This window comes from Yersinia canariae, assembly GCF_009831415.1.
Taxonomy (GTDB): Bacteria; Pseudomonadota; Gammaproteobacteria; order Enterobacterales; family Enterobacteriaceae; genus Yersinia; species Yersinia canariae.
The window spans coordinates 555,758-577,470 of the sequence record NZ_CP043727.1 but is presented as its reverse complement, the minus strand read 5'-3'; the positions used below and the strand labels follow the sequence as shown (position 1 = coordinate 577,470).

Sequence of the window (21,713 nt, the reverse complement as noted above, 5' to 3'; positions counted from 1 at the left end):
GGTAAAAACCAAGGTATATCAGGCTGATAGTTGTTCGTCAGCTATTGCTGGTCCGATTCCGATAGGTCGTCTTGTTCTTGGCCCAAAAGCGCCAATTCCAACAATGCATAGCGGTGCTCAACAAAGTTATGAACGTTGTTAGCTACCGTCAGTTTGAACAGCGCCGAAGCGGTGTCCTTGTCCCCCAGACTTAGGTAATGTTTACCTAAATAGAAGTCAGTTTCACTGAGATGCTCAGCGAGCGAAGTGTTATCCATTGCATCTGCCTTGAGCCGTTCCATCAGCGTTTTTTCGCTGATTGTGCCCAGGTAGAATTCGACAATATTCCATCCCCATTGCCCTCTGTCCGATTTTTCATAGCGCTGTTGTAGCGCTACTGTAGCTGCCTTGGGATCGATCTCTCTTTCCACCAGATACAGCCATAACGAACGGAAGGGATCATTTGGATCGTCTTGATAAAACGCCTGCAGATCATCCTGCGCCAACGGGAGTCGACCGCCATAATACAGAGCGATACCCCGGTTTAAACGCGCGTAATTGTAAGTTGGATCAAGCTCTAGTACAGAATCAAACGCTTCATAGGCAGCATCAAAATTGCCTGCCTGCGTTAAATAAATGCCCAGATAGTTAAAAACTTCTGGCATATCAGGACGAATAGCTAACGCTTGCGAAAAATCATTTCGCGCTAGTGCCCGTAGCCCGAGGCTATCATACAGCACTCCGCGCTCATATAAAAGCTGCGCGCGCTCATCATCCGTAAGTGCCCGACTTGCAAGGATTTGTTCCATGCGCGCCAGAATCACTTCCTGCTGCAACGTAGGTTGCAACGGGATTGCCAATACCTCGTCTTTACGCCAATCATGGTTGCTGCATCCTGCCAGCATGAGTGCTGTCACAACGTAACACCAGCGCAAGAAAGGCTTCATTTCCTACTCCCGAAGACAAACATTGGATAAATATCCTTTCATCCATTTGTTTAACACAAGAGCATCCTGCCCTCGAGATAACACAGCCCCTCACTCATAAGTAAGGAGCTGTGGAATACTAATTACTCTGCTGCTTCTGGTGCCGGTGCTTCTGCGTCAGGAGTCGTAGCTTCTTTGATGCTCAGGCGAATACGGCCCTGGCGATCAACTTCCATTACTTTCACTGGCACTTCTTGGCCCATTTGCAGGTAATCTGTCACTTTCTCTACACGCTTGTCAGCGATTTGAGAAATATGCACCAGACCTTCTTTACCGCCGCCGATTGCTACAAATGCACCGAAATCAACGATACGAGTGACTTTACCCGCATAGATACGGCCCACTTCGATTTCAGCAGTAATTTCTTCAATACGACGGATAGCATGTTTTGCTTTATCGCCGTCAGTTGCTGCAATCTTAATGGTACCATCATCTTCGATTTCAATGGTGGTGCCAGTTTCGTCAGTCAGCGCACGGATAACAGAACCACCTTTACCGATCACATCCTTGATTTTCTCAGGATTGATTTTCATGGTGTAGATACGTGGAGCAAACTCAGAGATATCGCCACGCGGTGTGCTGATAGCCTGTTCCATAACACCCAGAATGTGCAAACGCGCACCCTTAGCCTGGTTCAGAGCCACCTGCATGATTTCGCGGGTGATACCTTCAATTTTAATGTCCATTTGCAGTGCGGTGATACCGTCACGGCTACCAGCTACTTTAAAGTCCATGTCGCCCAAGTGATCTTCGTCACCCAAGATGTCAGACAGAACAACAAAGTTTTCATCTTCTTTAACCAGACCCATTGCGATACCGGCAACAGCGGCTTTAATCGGCACACCTGCATCCATCAGGGCCAGAGAAGCACCACAAACAGAAGCCATTGAGGAAGAACCATTAGACTCAGTGATTTCAGAAACCACACGTATAGTGTAAGGGAACTCGCTCGGGCTTGGCATTACTGCCAACACACCACGTTTCGCCAGACGGCCATGGCCAATCTCACGACGTTTCGGTGAACCCACCATACCTGTCTCACCAACAGAATATGGAGGGAAATTATAGTGTAGCAGGAATGAGTCAGTACGCTCACCCATCAGCTCATCAATATTTTGTGCATCACGTGCGGTACCCAGCGTTGCGGTAACCAGCGCCTGAGTTTCACCACGGGTGAACAACGCAGAACCATGGGTACGCGGCAAGACGCCAGTACGCACATCCAGACCACGGATCATGTCTTTTTCACGACCATCGATACGCGGCTCACCACGCAATACGCGGCTACGAACAACGTCTTTTTCAACGCTGCCCAGGATATCCTGAATTTCCGCAGCATCTAAAGTATCGTCTTGCGCTAACAGCGCTTCAGTCACGTCAGCTTTAATTGCATCAACTTGGGTATAACGCTCTTGTTTCTCGGTGATGCGATATGCGTCACCCAGACGAGCTTCGGCCAGCTCAGCAACGCGCGCACGCAGCGCTTCGTTAACAGCTTCTGGCTGCCAATCCCACTTAGGTTTGCCAGCTTCAGCAACCAAGGCATTGATATTTTCAATCACAACTTGCTGTTGTTCGTGGCCGAAGACGACCGCGCCCAACATTTGATCTTCAGACAAAATGTCTGCTTCTGACTCAACCATTAATACCGCAGCAGCAGTACCGGCAACAACCAAGTCCAGACGGCTCTCTTTCAACTCGTCGGTGGTTGGGTTCAGTACGTACTGGTCGTTGATGAAACCAACGCGAGCAGCACCGATTGGGCCGTTGAATGGAATACCTGACAGGCTCAGCGCAGCTGATGCACCAATCAGTGCCACGATGTCTGGGTTAACTTGTGGATTAACAGAAACCACAGTTGCAATCACCTGAACTTCATTCAGGAAACTGTCTGGGAACAGTGGACGAATCGGGCGGTCAATCAGACGTGAAGTCAGTGTTTCGCCTTCACTTGGGCGGCCTTCACGACGGAAGAAGCTACCTGGGATACGGCCAGCAGCGTAAGTACGCTCCTGATAGTTAACAGTCAGAGGGAAGAAACTCTGGCCTGGTTTTGCTTTCTTTTGGCCAACAACAGTAACGAATACTGCGGTGTCATCCATGCTTACCATAACAGCAGCAGTTGCCTGGCGCGCCATCATGCCTGTTTCAATTGTCACGGTATGTTGGCCGTACTGGAATTTACGAATAATCGGAGTCAGCAAAATAGTATCCTTATACTATGCGGTGCCGGATCGTATTGACGATCTCATCCACCTGTTACTAATACCTTCACACTGCATCCTCGCGACTAATGACAATCCTTAACTCCCATTGAGTTAAAGTCTCTCATTAGCCGCGCGAACCTCTGCACCGGAAGATCCTATGTTCAAAAAATAAAGAACAGCAATATACTAGCGTATTTTATCATTGCTTCTTAGAAAAAAGGGGCCAATTTGGCCCCTTTCTCCCGAAACTCGCAGACTTAGCGACGCAGACCCAGACGCTCGATCAGGGAAGCATAACGCGCTACATCTTCACGCTTCAGGTAGTCCAGCAGCTTACGACGCGTGGATACCATACGCAGCAGACCACGACGACTGTGGTGATCTTTTTTGTGCTCAGAGAAGTGACTTTGCAAATGGTTAATTTGAGCAGTCAACAGAGCAACCTGAACTTCGCTTGAACCGGTGTCATTGGCACCGCGACCGAAGTCAGCAACGATTTTAGCTTTCGCTTCAACACTTAGAGACATGATACAACTCCAAATATATAGATAAATTAAGACAGGCGCCGATCTCTAATTCAGCAACCCAATATGTAAGCCGCACTATTCTACTCTTTGGAATGCGGGATCGCAAGAAAGGCCGCTTAGGCTTACTCCGCGTATTCCACAACCAAACGCTTCGGAGCTACACGGCCATCTTCTGCAATCGTGCCAATACCAATGAAATTACGCTCTGTACCTTCAGTGATACGGACCATTCCTTCATCAGGAGCCCCAGAGACATGTACCGGTTGCCCCTGTTTTACATAGGCGGCTACCGCAGGTAACAGATTGACTTCAGGGAAGTTTAATACTGCGCTGTCCATCGGCAATAGCAGCGAATCCAGTTCGCTGTTTGGCGAACGCTCTTCCGATTGCGCTGTTTCGACCATCGCAGCCAACTGTTCTAACGTCACCATGCGATCACTGGGGTAAGTCGCCACTTGCAACCGACGCAGATAACTGACATGAGCACCGCAACCCAACAATTCGCCCAAATCATCAATAATGGTGCGAATGTAAGTTCCTTTAGAACAATGAATTTCCAGCTCAAGGTCATTACCTTCCCAACGAATAAAGAGCAATTCGTAGACAGTAATGCTGCGCGCTTCACGTTCTACTTCAATCCCCTGACGGGCATATTCGTACAGCGGCTTACCTTGGTGCTTCAGTGCAGAATACATCGACGGCACTTGCTGGCTATCGCCGCGGAAACGGTCCAGCGCGGCATCCATCTGCGCCTGCGTGACATTAACTTCCCGCTCGCTGATTAATGCGCCTTCGGCATCTGAAGTATCAGTGCGTTGGCCTAAACGAGCAACAACCCGATAACGTTTATCTGAATCTAGCAGAAATTGGGAAAACTTGGTCGCTTCCCCTAAGCAGATAGGCAACATACCGGTCGCCAAGGGATCAAGCGCACCAGTATGACCTGCGCGGTTAGCACTAAAGAGACGTTTTACCTTCTGTAAAACATCATTAGAGGAGAGGCCCAGCGGCTTATCCAATAACAGAATGCCGTTAATGTCACGGCCGCGACGACGTGGACGACCCATTACTTCTCCTCGTCGTTTCCTGGATTAACCTGACGCTCTACATCATTTTTGATGACGTTAGTTACCAGGTTAGACATCCGCATCCCTTCAATTAGAGAGTTATCGTAAGCGAAGGTCAGTTCTGGCACGATACGTAAACGCATCGCTTTCCCCAGCAGGGTCCTGATATAACCGGAAGCATCTTGCAGTGCTTTGATGCCATTTTTAACTGTATCCGGGTCAGCATTATCAGTTAACACGTTCAGGAAGGTCACAAAGACTTTAGCGTAAGCCAAATCACGAGACAGTTCGATACCTGACACAGTAGCCATGCCAACACGAGGGTCTTTGATTTCGCGCTGTAAGATGAGTGCGATCTCTTTTTGCATTTCTTGTGAAACACGCTGAGAACGGCTGAATTCTTTTGCCATTGGGATTCTCCAGACAATTTGGGGGGCCAAGGCCCCCCAAATGGATATAAGCAAATCAGAGGTGGTTAAGCGATAGTACGTTTAATTTCGATAATTTCGAAGACTTCGATCACATCGCCAGTACGGACGTCATTATAGTTCTTAACGCCGATACCACATTCCATACCATTACGAACTTCGTTGACGTCATCTTTGAAGCGGCGCAGGGATTCCAGCTCGCCTTCATAGATAACCACGTTGTCGCGCAGAACACGGATTGGATTATTACGCTTAATCACACCTTCAGTGACCATACAACCAGCAATCGCGCCAAATTTCGGTGATTTGAATACGTCACGAACTTCAGCCAAGCCGATAATCTGCTGTTTGTACTCAGGTGCCAGCATACCACTCATCGCCTGCTTAACTTCGTCGATCAAGCTATAAATGACTGAGTAGTAACGCAGATCTAAACCTTCGGTTTCAACAACACGACGCGCTGAAGCATCAGCACGGACGTTGAAGCCAAGGATGATTGCGCCAGAAGCGGCCGCCAGTGTTGCATCAGTTTCGGTGATACCACCCACGCCTGAGCCCACAATGCGGACTTTCACTTCGTCGGTCGACAGTTTTTCCAGCGAATCACAGATAGCTTCACAAGAACCCTGTACGTCAGACTTGATGACGATGTTCAGTTCAGAAACTTCACCTTCGGTCATGTTCGCAAACATGTTTTCCAGTTTAGATTTCTGCTGACGAGCCAGCTTAACTTCACGGAATTTACCCTGACGATACAGTGCAACTTCACGTGCTTTTTTCTCGTCACGAACAACTGTCACTTCGTCACCAGCAGCAGGAACACTGGACAGACCCAGGATTTCTACTGGGATAGACGGGCCCGCTGACGTGATATCACGGCCCAACTCGTCACGCATCGCACGCACACGGCCATACTCAAAGCCACACAGCACGATATCGCCTTTGTTCAGCGTACCTTGTTGAACCAGCACGGTAGCAACTGGGCCACGGCCTTTATCCAAGAAGGATTCGATAACAACACCACTAGCCATGCCAGTACGAACGGCTTTCAGTTCCATGACTTCTGCTTGCAGCAGAATTGCTTGTAGCAAATTATCAATACCAGTACCGACTTTCGCAGATACTTCGATGAATGGAACATCGCCGCCAAAATCTTCAGATATGATACCGTGTTGAATCAATTCAGTTTTAACACGATTTGCATCAGCAGCTGGCTTATCGATTTTGTTCACTGCAACCACAACCGGCACATTCGCCGCTTTGGCATGCTGAATAGCTTCGATAGTCTGTGGCATCACGCCATCGTCGGCTGCAACAACCAGCACCACGATATCAGTCGCCTGAGCACCACGGGCACGCATTGAAGTAAACGCGGCGTGTCCTGGAGTATCCAGGAAGGTGATCATGCCGTTTTCAGTTTCAACGTGATAAGCACCGATGTGCTGAGTAATACCACCGGCTTCACCCGACGCCACTTTCGTGGAGCGGATGTAATCCAGCAGAGAAGTTTTACCGTGGTCAACGTGGCCCATGATGGTCACAACCGGAGCGCGGTGCTCGGCTGCAGCTTCAGCGCCAGTATCACGGTCGCTCATCAGTGCTTCTTCCAGCTCGTTTTCACGACGCAGGATAACTTTGTGGCCCATCTCTTCAGCAACCAGCTGTGCTGTTTCCTGATCGATAACCTGGTTAATGGTTGCCATTGCGCCCAGTTTCATCATCGCTTTGATGACCTGAGAGCCTTTCACAGCCATTTTGTTTGCCAATTCAGCAACAGTTACTGTCTCACCGATAACCACATCGCGGTTAACGGCTACAACAGGCTTGTTGAAGCTCTGCTGCAATGTGCTTGGTTTACGTTTGCCTTTACGGCCAACAGCACGTGCTTCTTCACGATCAGCTTTAGACTCAGAGAGTTTATTGCCTTTCTTCTGTTTAGTTGCTTTACCACCACGAGTGCGGCTACGGCGATCACCTTCAACTTTGGCGTCGTTTTCATCTTCCGCGGCGCGCGCATGTTGTGAAGTGGTTACATGGTAATCGGCAGATTCAGTTTGTTCAGTCACTGGCTCTGGCCATTTACCTTCATTTTCGGCTGCCATTTTACGGGCTTCCTCAGCAACGCGTTTAGCGTCTTCCTCGACCTTACGGCGTGTTTCTTCTTCTACTGAGCGTTTCAGCTCGGCAGCTTCAGCTTCACGACGTGCTTTATCGGTCTGAGCTGGCTTGGTTTTTTCGTCGGTTTGTTGATTCGTCACTTTTTCTTTTTCCGCTGCTTGGCGCTTAGCTTTTTCAGCGGCCTCACGTTTGGCTTGTTCTTCGGCCGCACGTTTAGCTTTTTCTTCAGCGATTTTCTGCGCTGCTGCTTCCGCTTCACGTTGTGCCTGCTCTTCCGCTTCACGCTGTGCCTGCTCTTCCGCTTTCGCTTGTTCAGCTTCCGGCGTATTTACATAAGTGCGTTTCTTGCGGACCTCGATTTGCACCGATTTACTTTTTCCGCCGGTGCTCGGAATATTCAAGGTGCTACGCGTTTTGCGTTGCAGCGTGAGTTTATTAGGCGCACTACCGTGTTCACGGTTTAAGTGCGCCAGCAATGTTTCTTTTTCTTGCTGGGTAACTGAGTCTACTTCAGACTTCTTGATCCCTGCATCAGCAAATTGCTGTACCAGGCGATCAACTGGAGTCTGAATCTCAGCTGCCAGCGATTTTACGGTTACATCTGTCATGCTGTTCCTTCCTGCTACAGTTTATTACGCGTTATCGCCAAACCAACAGATATTACGTGCGGCCATAATCAGCTCGCCGGCTTGTTCATCACTAAGCCCTTCAATATCTGCCAGATCGTCGATACCCTGCTCGGCAAGATCTTCCAGCGTACACACACCGCGCGCAGCCAATTTAAATGCCATGCTACGTTCCAGACCGGCCAGATTCAGCAGGTCATCAGCGGGTTTTTGGTCGCCAAGACTTTCTTCTTGTGCCAGGGCCAGCGTGGTCAATGCAGCTTTGGCGCGGTCACGCAGCGCTTCAACCGTATCTTCGTCAAGACCATCGATTTCCAGAAGTTCTTTCATTGGCACATAAGCCAATTCTTCCAGAGAAGAGAAACCTTCCTCTACCAATACGGTGGCAAAGTCCTCATCGATATCAAGATATTTGGTGAAGGTATCAATAGCGGCATGAGCCTCGGCCTGATGCTTCGCCTGAAGATCGTCCGCCGTCATTACGTTCAGTTCCCAGCCACTCAGCTGTGCCGCTAAACGCACGTTCTGGCCATTACGGCCAATTGCCTGTGCCAGGTTACTGGCTTCAACGGCAACATCCATCGTGTGTTTGTCTTCATCAACCACAATTGACGCAACATCAGCTGGCGCCATGGCATTAATAACAAACTGGGCTGGATTATCATCCCACAATACAATATCAATGCGCTCGCCGCCAAGTTCGCTGGAAACAGCTTGAACACGGGCACCACGCATACCAACACAAGCACCGACTGGATCGATACGTTTGTCGTTGGTTTTAACCGCAATTTTAGCACGCGAGCCCGGATCACGAGCAGCTGCTTTAATTTCGATCAATTCTTCGCCAATCTCTGGCACTTCAATGCGGAACAGTTCAACCAGCATTTCAGGGCGTGAACGGCTAACAAACAGCTGAGCGCCGCGAGCTTCTGGGCGCACATCATATAGCACGCCGCGGATACGGTCGCCTGGACGGAAGTTTTCACGCGGTAGCATGTCTTCACGGCCAATAACCGCTTCAGCATTATTACCCAAATCCAGGGCAATACTGTCGCGGTTAACTTTTTTCACTGTACCGGTAACAATCTCGCCCAAGTATTGGCGGAACTGTTCAACTACCATAGCGCGTTCAGCTTCACGCACTTTTTGTACGATAACTTGCTTGGCAGTTTGGGTGGTAATGCGGTCAAAAGTGACAGATTCAATCTGATCTTCAACGTAATCGCCCAACTGGAGCGAAGGATCTTCAAACTGAGCTGCATCTAATGTGATTTCACGTGTTGGCATCGTGACTTCGTCAACAGCAACCCAACGACGGAAGGTGTCGAAATCACCGGTTTTACGGTCGATGCTGACGCGAACTTCAATTTCTTGTTCGTATTTTTTCTTGGTCGCTGTCGCTAGAGCGGTTTCCAACGCCTCAAAAATCTTCTCGCGCGGAAGGGATTTCTCATTGGAAACTGCTTCTACAACAGCCAGAATCTCTTTGTTCATCCTAGTTGCCTCATCCAAACTTTAAAAGTGGGGTACCAGGTTCGCTTTCTGGATGTTGCTCAGCGCGAACACTTCATCTTTTCCATCCACAGTAACCGTGATCATTTCGCCATCAACGGCTTTAATAATGCCCTGCCATTTACGGCGGTTCTGCATTGCCATACGCAAAACCAGAGTGACTTCTTCACCAAGGTAACGAGTATAGTGCTCAGCAGTGAACATTGGGCGTTCAAGGCCCGGAGAGGAAACTTCTAAGTTGTAAGCGACCGTAATTGGATCTTCTACGTCCAATACAGCGCTGACCTGGTGGCTGACATCAGCACAAGCATCAACAGTGATTCCGTCGTCACTATCAATATAGATTCGTAGCGTCGATTGGCGCCCCCGGATGAACTCGATGCCGACTAATTCATAGCCTAAGGCCTCAACCGGTGCTGAAATTATCTCTGTTAACTTTTGTTCTAATGTGGACAAGCCCACCCCCAAGACATAAAAAAAGGGCCTAATAGCCCAGTGATTCTGCTGTCAAATAACAAAAAACCCCGAAATTCGGGGCTTTATGCAACTGGACCCTGTTTGCCGCAAAGCGGCTTCGGTACAACTTTCTGACAAGTATTTTTTTCAAATTGAAATCGAAAGTATCTGAGGTCTACCGAATACAACATTTGAAAAAAAACACTTTAGGAAAGTGGTTGCGGGGGCCGGATTTGAACCGACGACCTTCGGGTTATGAGCCCGACGAGCTACCAGGCTGCTCCACCCCGCGTCCGAAAACGTGGCAAATATTACGTCGATAACGACAAAAAAGCAAGTTATCTGTCTGATTTGGTACCGAGGACGGGACTTGAACCCGTAAGCCCAATCGGGCACTACCACCTCAAGGTAGCGTGTCTACCAATTCCACCACCCCGGCACTGATTCAAATGGTTGTTTTTACTATTTAAGCCAACACAACCACTTTAAAACTTTCTTTTTGTTTCTTACTATTTACTATTTTTGAAACATTACTGCGGGATATCACTACTCGGCTTAGTCGGTGCTACTGGTGCTGTAGTCTGCTCTGTTTTTGCAGGCTGACCCAGATTTTCCCACTCGCTACCTTTATTGCCCTGGTTGGTGCTCATATTGCCCAAAATCAAGCTAATGACGAAAAATAAAGTCGCCAATACAGCCGTCATGCGGGTCATAAAGTTACCGGAACCATTCGAACCGAACAGAGTTGCAGAAGCACCTGCTCCGAATGAGGCTCCCATATCCGCGCCTTTGCCTTGCTGTAACATGATCAGAGCAACTAGCCCAATCGAAATCAGCAAGAAAATAACCAGAAGAGCTTCGTACATAGTTGTACCTGTATCCTTGCGGGTTCACCGCATGCCAAATGCTTCTCACCCATCAAGCGGGGACTTATTCACCCACTTAAGCGGGTGTGAATACTAACCAAAGCGCCTTATACACGCAAGGGCAATTTCATCACATAAGTTCATTTGCAGAAAAAAACGTCAAGTTATTCAACTTCTGTGGAATTTACGGGGGAGAGTTCGCCTTTCCCCCGCTCAAAAGTCATTAGCCTACCGCTTTCACTGCATCAGCAATCCGGTTCGCCATTTCTGCAATCACTGACTCTGCGTCATCACCCTCAACCATCACTCGAATTAATGGTTCAGTACCTGATTTGCGCAATAGAACCCGGCCACGGTCGCCCAGTTCTTTTTCAACCTGGCGGGTCACTTCTTCAACTGTCTCTGATTTCAGTGGATTATGATCACCTGAGAAGCGCACATTCACCAGAATTTGAGGCAACAATTTCATACCGCTACATAAATCATGCAAGCTCATATGGTTACGTACCATCGCCGTCAGCACCTGCAAACCAGCCACAATGCCATCACCGGTAGTCGTTTTATCCAACAAGATCACATGGCCGGAGTTTTCCGCACCAATCCGCCAGCCTTTTTCCTGCATAGCTTCTAACACGTAGCGGTCGCCTACTTTGGCACGAACAAAAGGAATACCCAGTTCTTTCAATGCCAATTGCAACCCCATATTACTCATCAAAGTCCCGACAGCACCGCCTTTCAACTGGCCCTGGCGCAAACCTTCACGAGCAATAATATAGAGGATTTGGTCACCATCAACCTTGTTACCCAAGTGATCGACCATCATCAACCGGTCGCCGTCACCGTCAAATGCCAAACCAACGTGTGCCTTTTCAGCAAGAACGCGTTCTTGCAGCAAGCGCACATCTGTAGCCCCACATTTTTCGTTAATATTCATCCCATCCGGCTCACAGCCGATGGTTATAACGGTTGCACCCAGCTCACGCAATACGCTCGGGGCGATGTGATAGGTTGCACCGTTAGCGCAGTCGACCACAATTTTCAGCTCGTTCAAACTGAGTTCGCTTGGGAATGTGCCTTTACAGAACTCAATATAACGCCCGGCAGCATCCACAATACGGTTAGCTTTACCCAGTTCAGCGGACTCTACGCACGTTAATGGTTTTTCCATCTCGGCTTCAATGGCCTCTTCCACATCATCAGGCAGCTTAGTGCCATCAATTGAGAAGAACTTGATGCCGTTGTCATAGAAAGGGTTATGAGATGCCGAAATAACGATACCGGCTTCTGCGCGGAAAGTGCGCGTCAAATAAGCAACCGCAGGGGTCGGCATAGGGCCAGTAAATGAGGCGGATAACCCAGCAGCGGCCAAACCAGCTTCAAGTGCTGACTCCAGCATATAGCCAGAAATACGCGTATCCTTACCAATGATAATTTTACGAGAACCATGCCGAGCCAGAACTTTACCGGCAGCCCAGCCAAGCTTTAATACAAAATCTGGCGTAATCGGACTGTCACCCACTTTGCCGCGAATGCCATCTGTACCAAAGTATTTACGGTTGCTCATAATTTTTGTTTATCCCTTCGCTGAAAGTGTTGCCTCGACGATATGCATCGCCTCGACAGTTTCTTTGACATCATGCACTCTGACAATCTGCGCACCTTGCATTGCCGCAATAACAGCGCAAGCGACACTGCCGATAACCCGCTGTTGTGGCGGAACATTCAATAGCTGACCTACCATCGATTTTCGCGACATTCCTACCAATAAAGGCAGTTCAAAATGGTGAAGTTCGGCCAGACGAGCCAGTAGTTGATAATTATGCGCTAGATTTTTACCGAAACCGAAGCCTGGGTCGAGTAACAATTTACTTTTTGCGATGCCGGCCGCAACACAACGGTCAATATGGTGTTTAAAAAACTGATTTATGTCGGCCATCAGATCATCATAATGGGGAGACTGCTGCATATTCTGTGGCTGCCCTTGCATATGCATCAGGCACACCGGCAAACCCGTTATTGCCGCTGCTTCAAGCGCTCCGGGCTCTTGTAATGAGCGAATATCATTGATTAAATGAGCCCCCGCACGAGCTGATTCTGTCATTACCACTGCTTTGGATGTGTCTACAGATAGCCAAACTTCAAAACGCGTCGCCAGCGCTTCGACCACAGGCACCACCCTATCAAGCTCTTCTTGCTCACTAATTTCAGCGGCACCTGGTCGGGTAGATTCACCACCAATATCAATCAGCGTAGCACCTGCTGATAACATCAGTTGAGCATGTTGGAGTGCTTTATCAAGATTATTGTGATGCCCGCCATCCGAAAATGAATCCGGGGTGACATTCAAGATACCCATAACCTGTGGATGAGTGAGATCTAAAATCCGATCTCTGGCAATTAATTTCATGCAATAACGCCTTAAAGTGGCAATTCACTTTGATTCTATACAACAGAAAAAGAAAAACCCCGAGCAAGCTCGGGGTTTATATTAATCACAACGCTTTTAGATGCCAACAGTAGACTTATTTATCGCCCAACTGCTCTGACATAGTATTACCCGGCGTTGGTGTATGAGGTTCATCAACCGGCGTAGGCGCTTTTGGCGTACTATCATTGTCCGTTGACTTAGTCTTGCTCGCATCGTCCCAACCCGCTGGCGGGCGAACTTCTTTGCGATTCATCAAGTCATCAATCTGCGGTGCATCAATAGTTTCGTACTTCATCAGCGCATCTTTCATGGAGTGCAATACATCCATGTTTTCTAACAGCAATTTATGAGCACGCTGGTAGTTACGCTCGATAAGCACTTTAACTTCCTGATCGATAATACGCGCGGTTTCATCGGACATATGCTTAGGTTTCGCCATAGAACGGCCAAGGAACACCTCGCCCTCTTCTTCAGCATACAGCAATGGCCCCAGTTTCTCGGAGAAGCCCCACTGCGTCACCATGTTACGCGCAATAGACGTAGCCACTTTGATATCATTTGATGCGCCGGTAGAGACTTTTTCCGGACCATAAATGATTTCTTCAGCAAGACGACCACCATACAAAGTAGAGATCTGGCTTTCCAGTTTCTGGCGGCTAGCACTGATAGCATCACCTTCCGGCAGGAAGAATGTCACACCCAAAGCACGACCACGAGGAATAATGGTCACTTTATGTACTGGGTCATGCTCAGGCACTAAGCGACCAATAATCGCATGTCCTGCTTCATGGTATGCCGTAGATTCTTTCTGTGCTTCAGTCATTACCATGGAGCGACGTTCCGCACCCATCATAATTTTATCTTTCGCTTTCTCGAACTCAACCATTGAAACGACGCGCTTGTTACCGCGGGCGGCAAACAGTGCGGCTTCGTTGACCAGGTTAGCCAGGTCAGCACCAGAGAACCCTGGTGTACCACGAGCGATAACAGAAGCATCAATATCGATATCTAATGGCACGCGACGCATATGAACTTTCAGAATCTGTTCACGGCCACGGACGTCTGGTAAGCCAACCACAACCTGACGGTCGAAACGGCCTGGACGCAGTAACGCCGGGTCAAGAACATCTGGACGGTTAGTTGCCGCAATCACGATGATGCCTTCATTGCCTTCGAAGCCATCCATCTCAACCAACATTTGGTTCAGAGTCTGTTCACGTTCGTCATGACCACCACCCAGACCTGCGCCACGCTGACGGCCTACCGCATCAATTTCATCAATAAAGATGATACAAGGCGCGGCTTTCTTAGCCTGTTCAAACATGTCACGGACACGGGATGCACCCACACCAACGAACATTTCTACGAAGTCAGAACCAGAAATGGTGAAGAATGGTACTTTAGCTTCACCCGCAATGGCTTTCGCCAGCAAGGTTTTACCTGTCCCCGGAGGGCCAACCATCAATACGCCTTTCGGAATTTTACCGCCCAGTTTCTGGAAACGGCTTGGCTCGCGTAGATATTCAACTAATTCACTGACTTCTTCTTTTGCTTCGTCGCAACCAGCTACATCAGCAAAAGAAGTTTTTATCTGATCTTCTGTCAGCATGCGAGCTTTGCTCTTGCCAAAGGACATCGCCCCTTTGCCGCCGCCGCCCTGCATTTGACGCATAAAGAAGATCCAGACCCCAATCAGCAACAGCATTGGGAACCAAGAAATAAAGATAGAGGCCAGCAAGCTCGGCTCTTCCGGTGGCTCACCAACAACTTTCACATTTTTAGTCAATAAGGTGTCTAACAGCTTTGGATCGTTGACCGGAATGAAAGTCGTATATTTGCTGTTATCTTTCTTACTAACGTTAATTTCACGTCCATTGATACGTGCTTCACGAACCTGATCTTGGGTTACGTCGGACATGAAAGTAGAGTAATCCACTCTACGGCCATTCGATTCGCTGGGTCCAAAGCTCTGGAATACAGACATCAATACGACTGCAATAACTAACCAGAGAATTAGGTTTTTCGCCATGTCACTCAAGGGATTAACCTCATATTACAACTGTGTTAACAAACAGCGTTAGGGTACTACAGTTTCCGCCCTGTCGCTACAATGTACACTTCACGCGATCGCGCACGAGAAGCGTCTGGCTTACGAATCTTAACTTTCGTAAACAGGGAGCGAATTTCCCGTAGGTATTCATCAAAGCCATCTCCCTGGAACACCTTCACCAGGAAACTTCCGCCTGGTGCAAGTACATCTCGACACATTTCCAAAGCTAATTCAACCAGATACATTGATTTAGGTATATCGACTGCCGGAGTACCACTCATATTCGGGGCCATATCAGACATGACCACCTGAACTTTTTTATCCCCAACTCGCTCAAGTAAAGCTTTCAGGACCAGTTCATCACGAAAATCGCCCTGAAGGAAATCGACACCAACGATAGGATCCATTGGTAGAAGATCACATGCGATGATCCGCCCTTTACCGCCAATCTGGGTTACAACATACTGGGACCAACCACCGGGTGCAGCGCCTAAATCGACAACTGTCATACCGGGCTTAAAAAGTTTATCGTTCTGTTGTATTTCATCAAGTTTAAACCAGGCGCGGGAGCGTAGCCCCTTTTTCTGCGCCTGAATGACATATTTATCGCTAAAGTGTTCTTGCAACCAGCGACTGGAGCTACCCGAACGCTTTTTATTAGACATCTATTTTTCCAACTATCTTAATTAAGAGCCCGCGCATCTATTGCTTAGCTCGCGTAAACTCCTCATCGACGTAGACCGATTTGGTGATACACATGAGATGGCGGTAGAATGAACCGTTTTCAATCCCAACTTAAGCAAAAAAGACGATGAATCTGAATAACAAACAAAAACAGCACCTGAAAAGCTTGGCCCATCCGTTAAAACCAGTAGTGATGCTGGGCAACAACGGGTTAACCGAAGGGGTGCTGGCTGAAATCGAACAAACGCTGGAACATCATGAACTTATTAAGGTGAAGATCACTGCAGAAGAGCGTGAAACTAAAGCCCTAATTGCTGATGCCATCGTGCGTGAGACCGGTGCCGTTAACGTACAAATCATCGGTAATATTTTAGTGCTCTATCGCCCGGCAAAAGAGCGCAAAATTATTTTACCGCGTTAATGACGCTTGTTTTAGAGAAAAGGTGCCATGCACTTTGTTCTGATAAAAGGCCGCGAGCGGCCTTTTACTTTTCTTTACAACTTCATTTTTTATAAACAATGCGTACTTACCATTCAGATGAACAAGTATTACACATAATCTACGGTAAGAATTTCATATTCTACTTCGCCACCTGGAGTACGAATAACAACCACGTCATCGACTTCTTTACCAATCAGGCCACGAGCAATAGGTGAGTTAACTGAAATAAGATTTTGTTTAAAATCAGCTTCATCATCACCCACAATCCGGTATTGCTGCTCTTCTTCAGAAACCACATTTAATACACGCACAGTGGCACCAAAAATAACGCGGCCATTGTTTGGCATTTTGGTGATATCAATCACCTGCGCATTAGAAAGCTTGGCTTCTATTTCTTGAATACGGCCTTCACAGAACCCTTGCTGCTCACGGGCTGCATGATATTCCGCATTTTCTTTTAAATCGCCATGTTCACGGGCAGTAGCGATATCGGCAATAATTTTAGGGCGACGAACGCCTTTTAAAAAATCCAGCTCTTCGCGCAGTTTCTCTGCGCCATTTACCGTCATCGGAATCTGTTTCATCTTTTAAATACCTCTAAATCTATCCTGTTCAAAAAACCGTCATCCTAACGTTTTCGAATGAAAATGCGGTTAGCCAGACACCCTATCCGCCTCCAGGCGATAAACAAAAAAAATCACCCCCGGAGCCAAAACCCCAAGTCAGGATCAATTTTGCATTTTGATATGCATTTTAACGTAGAGTTCCTTTAGGGTCATCGTTTACTTTCGCCCTCGTTGCACCGTAGTATGGCAGCACGTTATTCAGCAGTTATACCGAAATTATGCATTTTTCACGAATTGTCAGTGGATTGGCCAGCGCTATTGCGATCAGTATCAGCATATCTAACGCCAATGCGGCTCAGGTCGAAAATTACACACAATATCTGCCTGATGGGGCAAATCTTGCGTTAGTCGTACAAAAAATTGGGGCCACTACCCCGGCAATAGACTATCACGCTCAGCAGATGGCATTACCTGCCAGTACGCAAAAAGTCCTGACCGCGTTGGCGGCATTATTACAGCTTGGGCCAGATTTTCGCTTCAATACTACATTGGAAAGTCACGCCACGATCACGGATGGTGTTTTACGCGGCGATTTAATTGCACGTTTTGATGGTGATCCCACCTTAACACGCCAACAGTTGCGTAATATGGTGGCGACGCTCAGAAAATCGGGTGTAAAACAAGTTGCGGGTGATTTGATTATCGATACGTCGGTTTTTGCCAGCCATGACAAAGCACCAGGTTGGCCATGGAATGACATGACACAATGCTTTAGTGCGCCGCCCGCAGCCGCCATTGTTGATAGAAACTGCTTTTCTGTATCCCTTTATAGCGCGCCGAACCCAGGTGACATGGCATTTATCCGAGTAGCGTCTTATTACCCGGTGCAAATGTTCAGTGAAGTTCGCACCTTAGCCAAAGGTTCGCCTGATGCGCAATATTGTGAATTAGATGTCGTGCCAGGAGAGTTAAACCGGTTCACACTCACAGGTTGTCTGACACAACGTAGCGAACCTTTACCTCTGGCATTTGCGGTACAAAACGGCGCGAGCTATGCCGGTGCTATTTTGAAAGATGAATTAAAGAAAGCTGATATCCAAATTGATGGCAATTTGCGCCGACAAACTACACCAAACTCCGCCGGAAATGTGCTGGCCCAAGCGCAATCCGCGCCATTACATGACCTACTGAAAATCATGTTGAAAAAGTCTGACAATATGATTGCGGATACTGTTTTCAGAACTATTGGTCACCAGCGCTTTGGGGTGCCCGGGACATGGCGTGCCGGGGCTGATGCTGTTCGTCAGGTATTGCGCCAAAAAGCGGGTGTGGACTTGGGGAACAGTATTGTCGTGGATGGTTCAGGTTTATCACGCCATAACCTTATTTCGCCAGCAACAATGATGCAGGCTTTGCAATATATTGCTCAGCATGATCAAGAACTTAACTTTATCTCAATGCTGCCATTATCAGGCTATGACGGCACATTGCGTTATCGTGGTGGGCTGCACGAAGCGGGTGTTGACGGCAAGGTGTCGGCTAAAACGGGGGCATTACAAGGCGTATACAATCTGGCCGGATTTATTACCACCGCAAGTGGGCAACGTATGGCTTTTGTCCAATTCTTGTCTGGCTACGCAGTGCCACCCGAAGATCAAAAAAATCGTCGAGCGCCGTTGGTTCGTTTCGAAAGTCGCTTGTATAAAGATATTTATCAGAATAACTGAGACTCTTTTTAGAATAGCTAAAAACGATGAAACTACTGATTGTTGAAGATGATGAGTTGCTACAACGAGGGATAGCCATGGCGCTGACCAGCGAGGGCTATGCCTGTGACTGCACTGGCACCGCAGCACAAGCGCATAGTTTGTTACTCACCAGTCAGTACAGTATGATTATTCTCGATCTCGGTTTACCGGATCAAGACGGTAGCGTATTGCTCCGCCAATGGCGACGCCAGCACATCACATTACCGGTACTTATCCTGACCGCTCGCGATGCTCTCGAAGATAGAGTTGACGGGCTGGATGCCGGTGCTGACGATTACCTGATAAAACCTTTCGCACTCGCAGAATTACTGGCCCGTGTTAGAGCGCTAATCCGCCGCTACCAAGGGCAAAGTGACAATCTGGTACAGCAAGATAACCTGAGCCTTAATTTAACCACCCAACAAGTGTGTTTGCAGGATCAGCCGCTGGAAGTCACCCCTAAAGAATTTGCGATTCTCTCGCGTTTAATCATGCGAGCCGGACAAACTGTTAATCGTGAGTTATTACAACAGGATCTGTATACCTGGAATGATGATCTCGGTTCCAATACGCTGGAAGTCCATATCCATAATCTGCGGCGCAAATTGGGTAAAGATCGTATTCGGACGGTACGGGGTATAGGTTACCGACTGGAAGCACAATGATGATCAGTATGCGGCGTCGTCTCATCTTGATGTTGGCGTTAATATTATTGGTGACCCAACTGATCAGCGCATTTTGGTTATGGCATGAAAGCCAAGAACAAATTAGCTTTTTGGTCGATGAAACACTGAGTGCCAAGGTGCGTAATGAGCGGGTTGATACAGAAATAGCCGAGGCAATAGCATCACTGCTTGCGCCGTCGCTCATTATGATGGCTATCACTCTTTTACTCTCTTTCTGGGCAATCAGTTGGATTATTCGGCCACTGGGCCAATTGCAGCAGAAACTGGCTGAGCGCTCCGCGGATAATCTCACACCCGTCGTGGTGAACAGCGACATGCAAGAAATTGTCTCGGTAACATCTACCCTTAATCAACTGCTATCCCGGCTGTCCAATACCATTGCACAGGAGCGCCTGTTCACCGCTGATGCGGCACACGAGTTACGCACACCTCTTGCCGGTATTCGGCTGCATCTGGAATTGATGGGGCAACAAGGCATTGCAGAAAGCAAACCGCTTATTAGCCGAATTGATTTATTGATACATACCATTGAACAATTGTTGATGCTGTCGCGGGCCGGGCAGAATTTTGCCAGTGGCCTCTATCAGACACTCGACTGGATAGAAAATGTTGTGCGGCCATTGAAAGAAGAATTGGAAGAAATGTGTGCCCAACGGCAGCAGACCTTACGATGGGAACTCCCTGCTGTTGCCCAGACTCAGGGCGATGCCACATTACTGCGTTTGATGCTGCGCAATCTGGTCGAGAATGCACATCGCTATAGCCCAGTAGACAGCCAAATCTCAGTCAAGTTATCTACAGAAGCTCAAGGCACTCTGTTGCAAGTCATTGATGAAGGCCCTGGAATAAAGCAAGAACAGGCGGGTGAATTGACTCAGGCATTTCGCCGTATGGACCAACGCTATGGCGGCAGTGGCTTAGGGCTGAATATTGTTATCCGGATTGCGCAACTGCACCAAGGCAAATTAACACTCGAAAACCGCACTGAATGCTCCGGGTTAAAAGCGCAATGCTGGATACCGGCGACCACTCATCGCTAAAATCCATCATTCAAATACAGTCTTTCAGTTATGAGTTTTCCAAATAAAAGGGCTACCACGAATGGCAGCCCTGTTTTAAATCAATCTGATTCACGAACAACTATTGGGAACTTAACGTTCGTAAATAAACTCTACGCCGTCATCGTCTTCTTCATCCCAATCATCGTCATCTTCTGATTCAGCTTCTGCTTCCACTTCAGCCAGCTGCTCACGGTGGTAATCATCCCACATGAATTCAACTTTTTCTGGTGTACTTTCAGCAATGGCCATGGCTTTGGGCTGTGTGTTCAGGAAGTTCATGACATCCCAGCATAAGGCGTTCACATTGTCGCGATTCGCAGCCGAGATCATATAATACTTACCTTCCCATCCCAGAGCCTCTGCGATAGCCTTAGCGCGTACTTCAGCTTCCTCAGGGTCTAGCAGGTCAATCTTATTGAACACCAGCCAGCGAGGCTTCTCAGCAAGATTTTCGCTGTATTGCTGTAGCTCATTAATAATGATTTTGGCATTTTCAACCGGATCAGACTCATCAATTGGCGCTAAATCCACTAAATGCAACAGTACGCGGCAACGTTCCAAATGCTTGAGGAAACGAATACCTAAACCTGCGCCGTCGGATGCGCCTTCAATCAGACCTGGAATATCGGCAACCACAAAACTTTGCTCGTGATCCATACGAACCACACCCAGACTTGGGATCAGAGTTGTAAATGGATAATCAGCGACTTTGGGTTTAGCAGCAGAGACTGCGCGGATAAAGGTTGATTTACCGGCATTAGGTAAGCCCAACATGCCCACATCCGCCAGTAACAACAGCTCCAGCATCAGCTCACGAGTTTCGCCTTCAGTCCCCATGGTTTTCTGGCGAGGAGCACGGTTTACCGAGGATTTGAAACGGGTATTACCCAATCCGTGGAAACCGCCTTTTGCGACCATCAAGCGCTGACCATGGCGAGTCATATCACCAACAATCTCACCCGTCCCTTGATCCAGTACACGGGTACCAACAGGCACTTTAATGGTGATATCTTTGCCGCGTTTACCGGTACAGTCGCGGCTCTGACCATTTTCACCACGTTCAGCACGGAAAGATTTCACAAAACGGTAGTCAATCAGCGTGTTGAGGTTTTCATCGGCCAGCAGGTAAATATCACCGCCATCACCACCATCACCACCGTCAGGACCACCATTAGGAATATATTTTTCGCGACGGAAACTGACACAACCGTTACCACCGTCACCGGCTACAACCAGAATTGTAGCTTCATCTACAAACTTCATTTACTTTCTCCGT

The 21,713-nt window shown here is 48.1% G+C and carries 19 protein-coding genes and 2 tRNA genes; 4 read left to right on the top strand and 17 right to left on the bottom strand.

The genetic code is table 11. The features are described from left to right. Positions 1-41 precede the first annotated feature (41 nt). The 15 genes from nlpI to rlmE form a co-directional block, all read right to left on the bottom strand. Positions 42-926: a lipoprotein NlpI gene (nlpI, locus tag F0T03_RS02745; RefSeq protein WP_159677170.1), complete on the bottom strand. Its 885-nt coding sequence runs from the start codon at positions 924-926 to the stop codon at positions 42-44. 122 nt (positions 927-1,048) lie between these two features. Continuing rightward, the gene (pnp, locus tag F0T03_RS02740) at positions 1,049-3,169 is read right to left on the bottom strand and encodes a polyribonucleotide nucleotidyltransferase (protein ID WP_145556534.1); all 2,121 of its coding nucleotides are present in this window, start codon (positions 3,167-3,169) and stop codon (positions 1,049-1,051) included. A 260-nt stretch (positions 3,170-3,429) separates the two neighbouring features. Next, entirely contained in the window at positions 3,430-3,699 is a 270-nt protein-coding gene (gene rpsO / locus F0T03_RS02735; RefSeq protein ID WP_049599438.1) for a 30S ribosomal protein S15, read from the bottom strand. A gap of 122 nt (positions 3,700-3,821) precedes the next feature. Continuing rightward, positions 3,822-4,766, bottom strand: a complete 945-nt coding sequence (gene truB / locus F0T03_RS02730) for a tRNA pseudouridine(55) synthase TruB (protein WP_159677169.1) — start codon at positions 4,764-4,766, stop codon at positions 3,822-3,824. Next, the gene (gene rbfA / locus F0T03_RS02725; protein ID WP_032816249.1) at positions 4,766-5,176 is read right to left on the bottom strand and encodes a 30S ribosome-binding factor RbfA; all 411 of its coding nucleotides are present in this window, start codon (positions 5,174-5,176) and stop codon (positions 4,766-4,768) included. Before rbfA ends, truB begins: the two co-directional genes overlap by 1 nt. A gap of 65 nt (positions 5,177-5,241) precedes the next feature. Further along, on the bottom strand, positions 5,242-7,920 hold the full coding sequence (gene infB / locus F0T03_RS02720; protein WP_145556531.1) for a translation initiation factor IF-2: 2,679 nt from the start codon (positions 7,918-7,920) through the stop codon (positions 5,242-5,244). A 24-nt stretch (positions 7,921-7,944) separates the two neighbouring features. Continuing rightward, positions 7,945-9,432 (bottom strand): transcription termination factor NusA, encoded by a 1,488-nt coding sequence (gene nusA, locus F0T03_RS02715; RefSeq protein ID WP_145556530.1) that lies wholly within the window; start codon positions 9,430-9,432, stop codon positions 7,945-7,947. Between the two features lie 21 nt (positions 9,433-9,453). After that, positions 9,454-9,906, bottom strand: coding sequence for a ribosome maturation factor RimP (gene rimP, locus F0T03_RS02710; protein WP_005156279.1), 453 nt, complete (start codon positions 9,904-9,906; stop codon positions 9,454-9,456). Between the two features lie 215 nt (positions 9,907-10,121). Beyond that, positions 10,122-10,198 (bottom strand) — tRNA-Met (locus F0T03_RS02705). A gap of 60 nt (positions 10,199-10,258) precedes the next feature. Beyond that, a tRNA-Leu gene (locus F0T03_RS02700) sits at positions 10,259-10,345 on the bottom strand. Positions 10,346-10,436: 91 nt separating this feature from the next. Continuing rightward, entirely contained in the window at positions 10,437-10,772 is a 336-nt protein-coding gene (gene secG / locus F0T03_RS02695) for a preprotein translocase subunit SecG (protein WP_004707058.1), read from the bottom strand. 223 nt (positions 10,773-10,995) lie between these two features. After that, positions 10,996-12,336 (bottom strand): phosphoglucosamine mutase, encoded by a 1,341-nt coding sequence (gene glmM, locus F0T03_RS02690; protein WP_145556529.1) that lies wholly within the window; start codon positions 12,334-12,336, stop codon positions 10,996-10,998. Positions 12,337-12,345: 9 nt separating this feature from the next. Continuing rightward, on the bottom strand, positions 12,346-13,179 hold the full coding sequence (gene folP, locus F0T03_RS02685) for a dihydropteroate synthase (protein WP_159677168.1): 834 nt from the start codon (positions 13,177-13,179) through the stop codon (positions 12,346-12,348). Positions 13,180-13,294: 115 nt separating this feature from the next. Then, a complete protein-coding gene (gene ftsH, locus F0T03_RS02680; RefSeq protein WP_159677167.1) occupies positions 13,295-15,229 on the bottom strand; it encodes an ATP-dependent zinc metalloprotease FtsH in 1,935 nt (644 codons plus the stop codon). A 56-nt stretch (positions 15,230-15,285) separates the two neighbouring features. Then, a complete protein-coding gene (rlmE, locus tag F0T03_RS02675) occupies positions 15,286-15,915 on the bottom strand; it encodes a 23S rRNA (uridine(2552)-2'-O)-methyltransferase RlmE (RefSeq protein ID WP_005272605.1) in 630 nt (209 codons plus the stop codon). A gap of 146 nt (positions 15,916-16,061) precedes the next feature. Here rlmE and yhbY point away from each other — a divergent pair, with 146 nt between their 5' ends. Then, the gene (gene yhbY, locus F0T03_RS02670) at positions 16,062-16,355 is read left to right on the top strand and encodes a ribosome assembly RNA-binding protein YhbY (protein ID WP_004389225.1); all 294 of its coding nucleotides are present in this window, start codon (positions 16,062-16,064) and stop codon (positions 16,353-16,355) included. Positions 16,356-16,483: 128 nt separating this feature from the next. Here the strand turns inward: yhbY and greA are convergent, their stop codons facing one another. Continuing rightward, positions 16,484-16,960, bottom strand: a complete 477-nt coding sequence (gene greA, locus F0T03_RS02665; protein ID WP_145556526.1) for a transcription elongation factor GreA — start codon at positions 16,958-16,960, stop codon at positions 16,484-16,486. 260 nt (positions 16,961-17,220) lie between these two features. On the opposite strand from greA, the gene dacB reads away from it, so the two are divergent. From dacB to pmrB, 3 genes are read left to right on the top strand one after another with little or no spacing between them, the layout of a single operon-like run. Then, a complete protein-coding gene (gene dacB, locus F0T03_RS02660; RefSeq protein ID WP_145556525.1) occupies positions 17,221-18,669 on the top strand; it encodes a serine-type D-Ala-D-Ala carboxypeptidase in 1,449 nt (482 codons plus the stop codon). Between the two features lie 26 nt (positions 18,670-18,695). Next, a complete protein-coding gene (gene pmrA / locus F0T03_RS02655; protein WP_145556524.1) occupies positions 18,696-19,355 on the top strand; it encodes a two-component system response regulator PmrA in 660 nt (219 codons plus the stop codon). After that, a complete protein-coding gene (pmrB, locus tag F0T03_RS02650; RefSeq protein WP_145556541.1) occupies positions 19,355-20,416 on the top strand; it encodes a two-component system sensor histidine kinase PmrB in 1,062 nt (353 codons plus the stop codon). The genes pmrA and pmrB overlap by 1 nt, the downstream gene beginning before the upstream one ends. Before the next feature lie 111 nt (positions 20,417-20,527). Here the strand turns inward: pmrB and cgtA are convergent, their stop codons facing one another. Then, positions 20,528-21,700 (bottom strand): Obg family GTPase CgtA, encoded by a 1,173-nt coding sequence (gene cgtA, locus F0T03_RS02645; RefSeq protein ID WP_145556523.1) that lies wholly within the window; start codon positions 21,698-21,700, stop codon positions 20,528-20,530. Positions 21,701-21,713 lie beyond the last annotated feature (13 nt).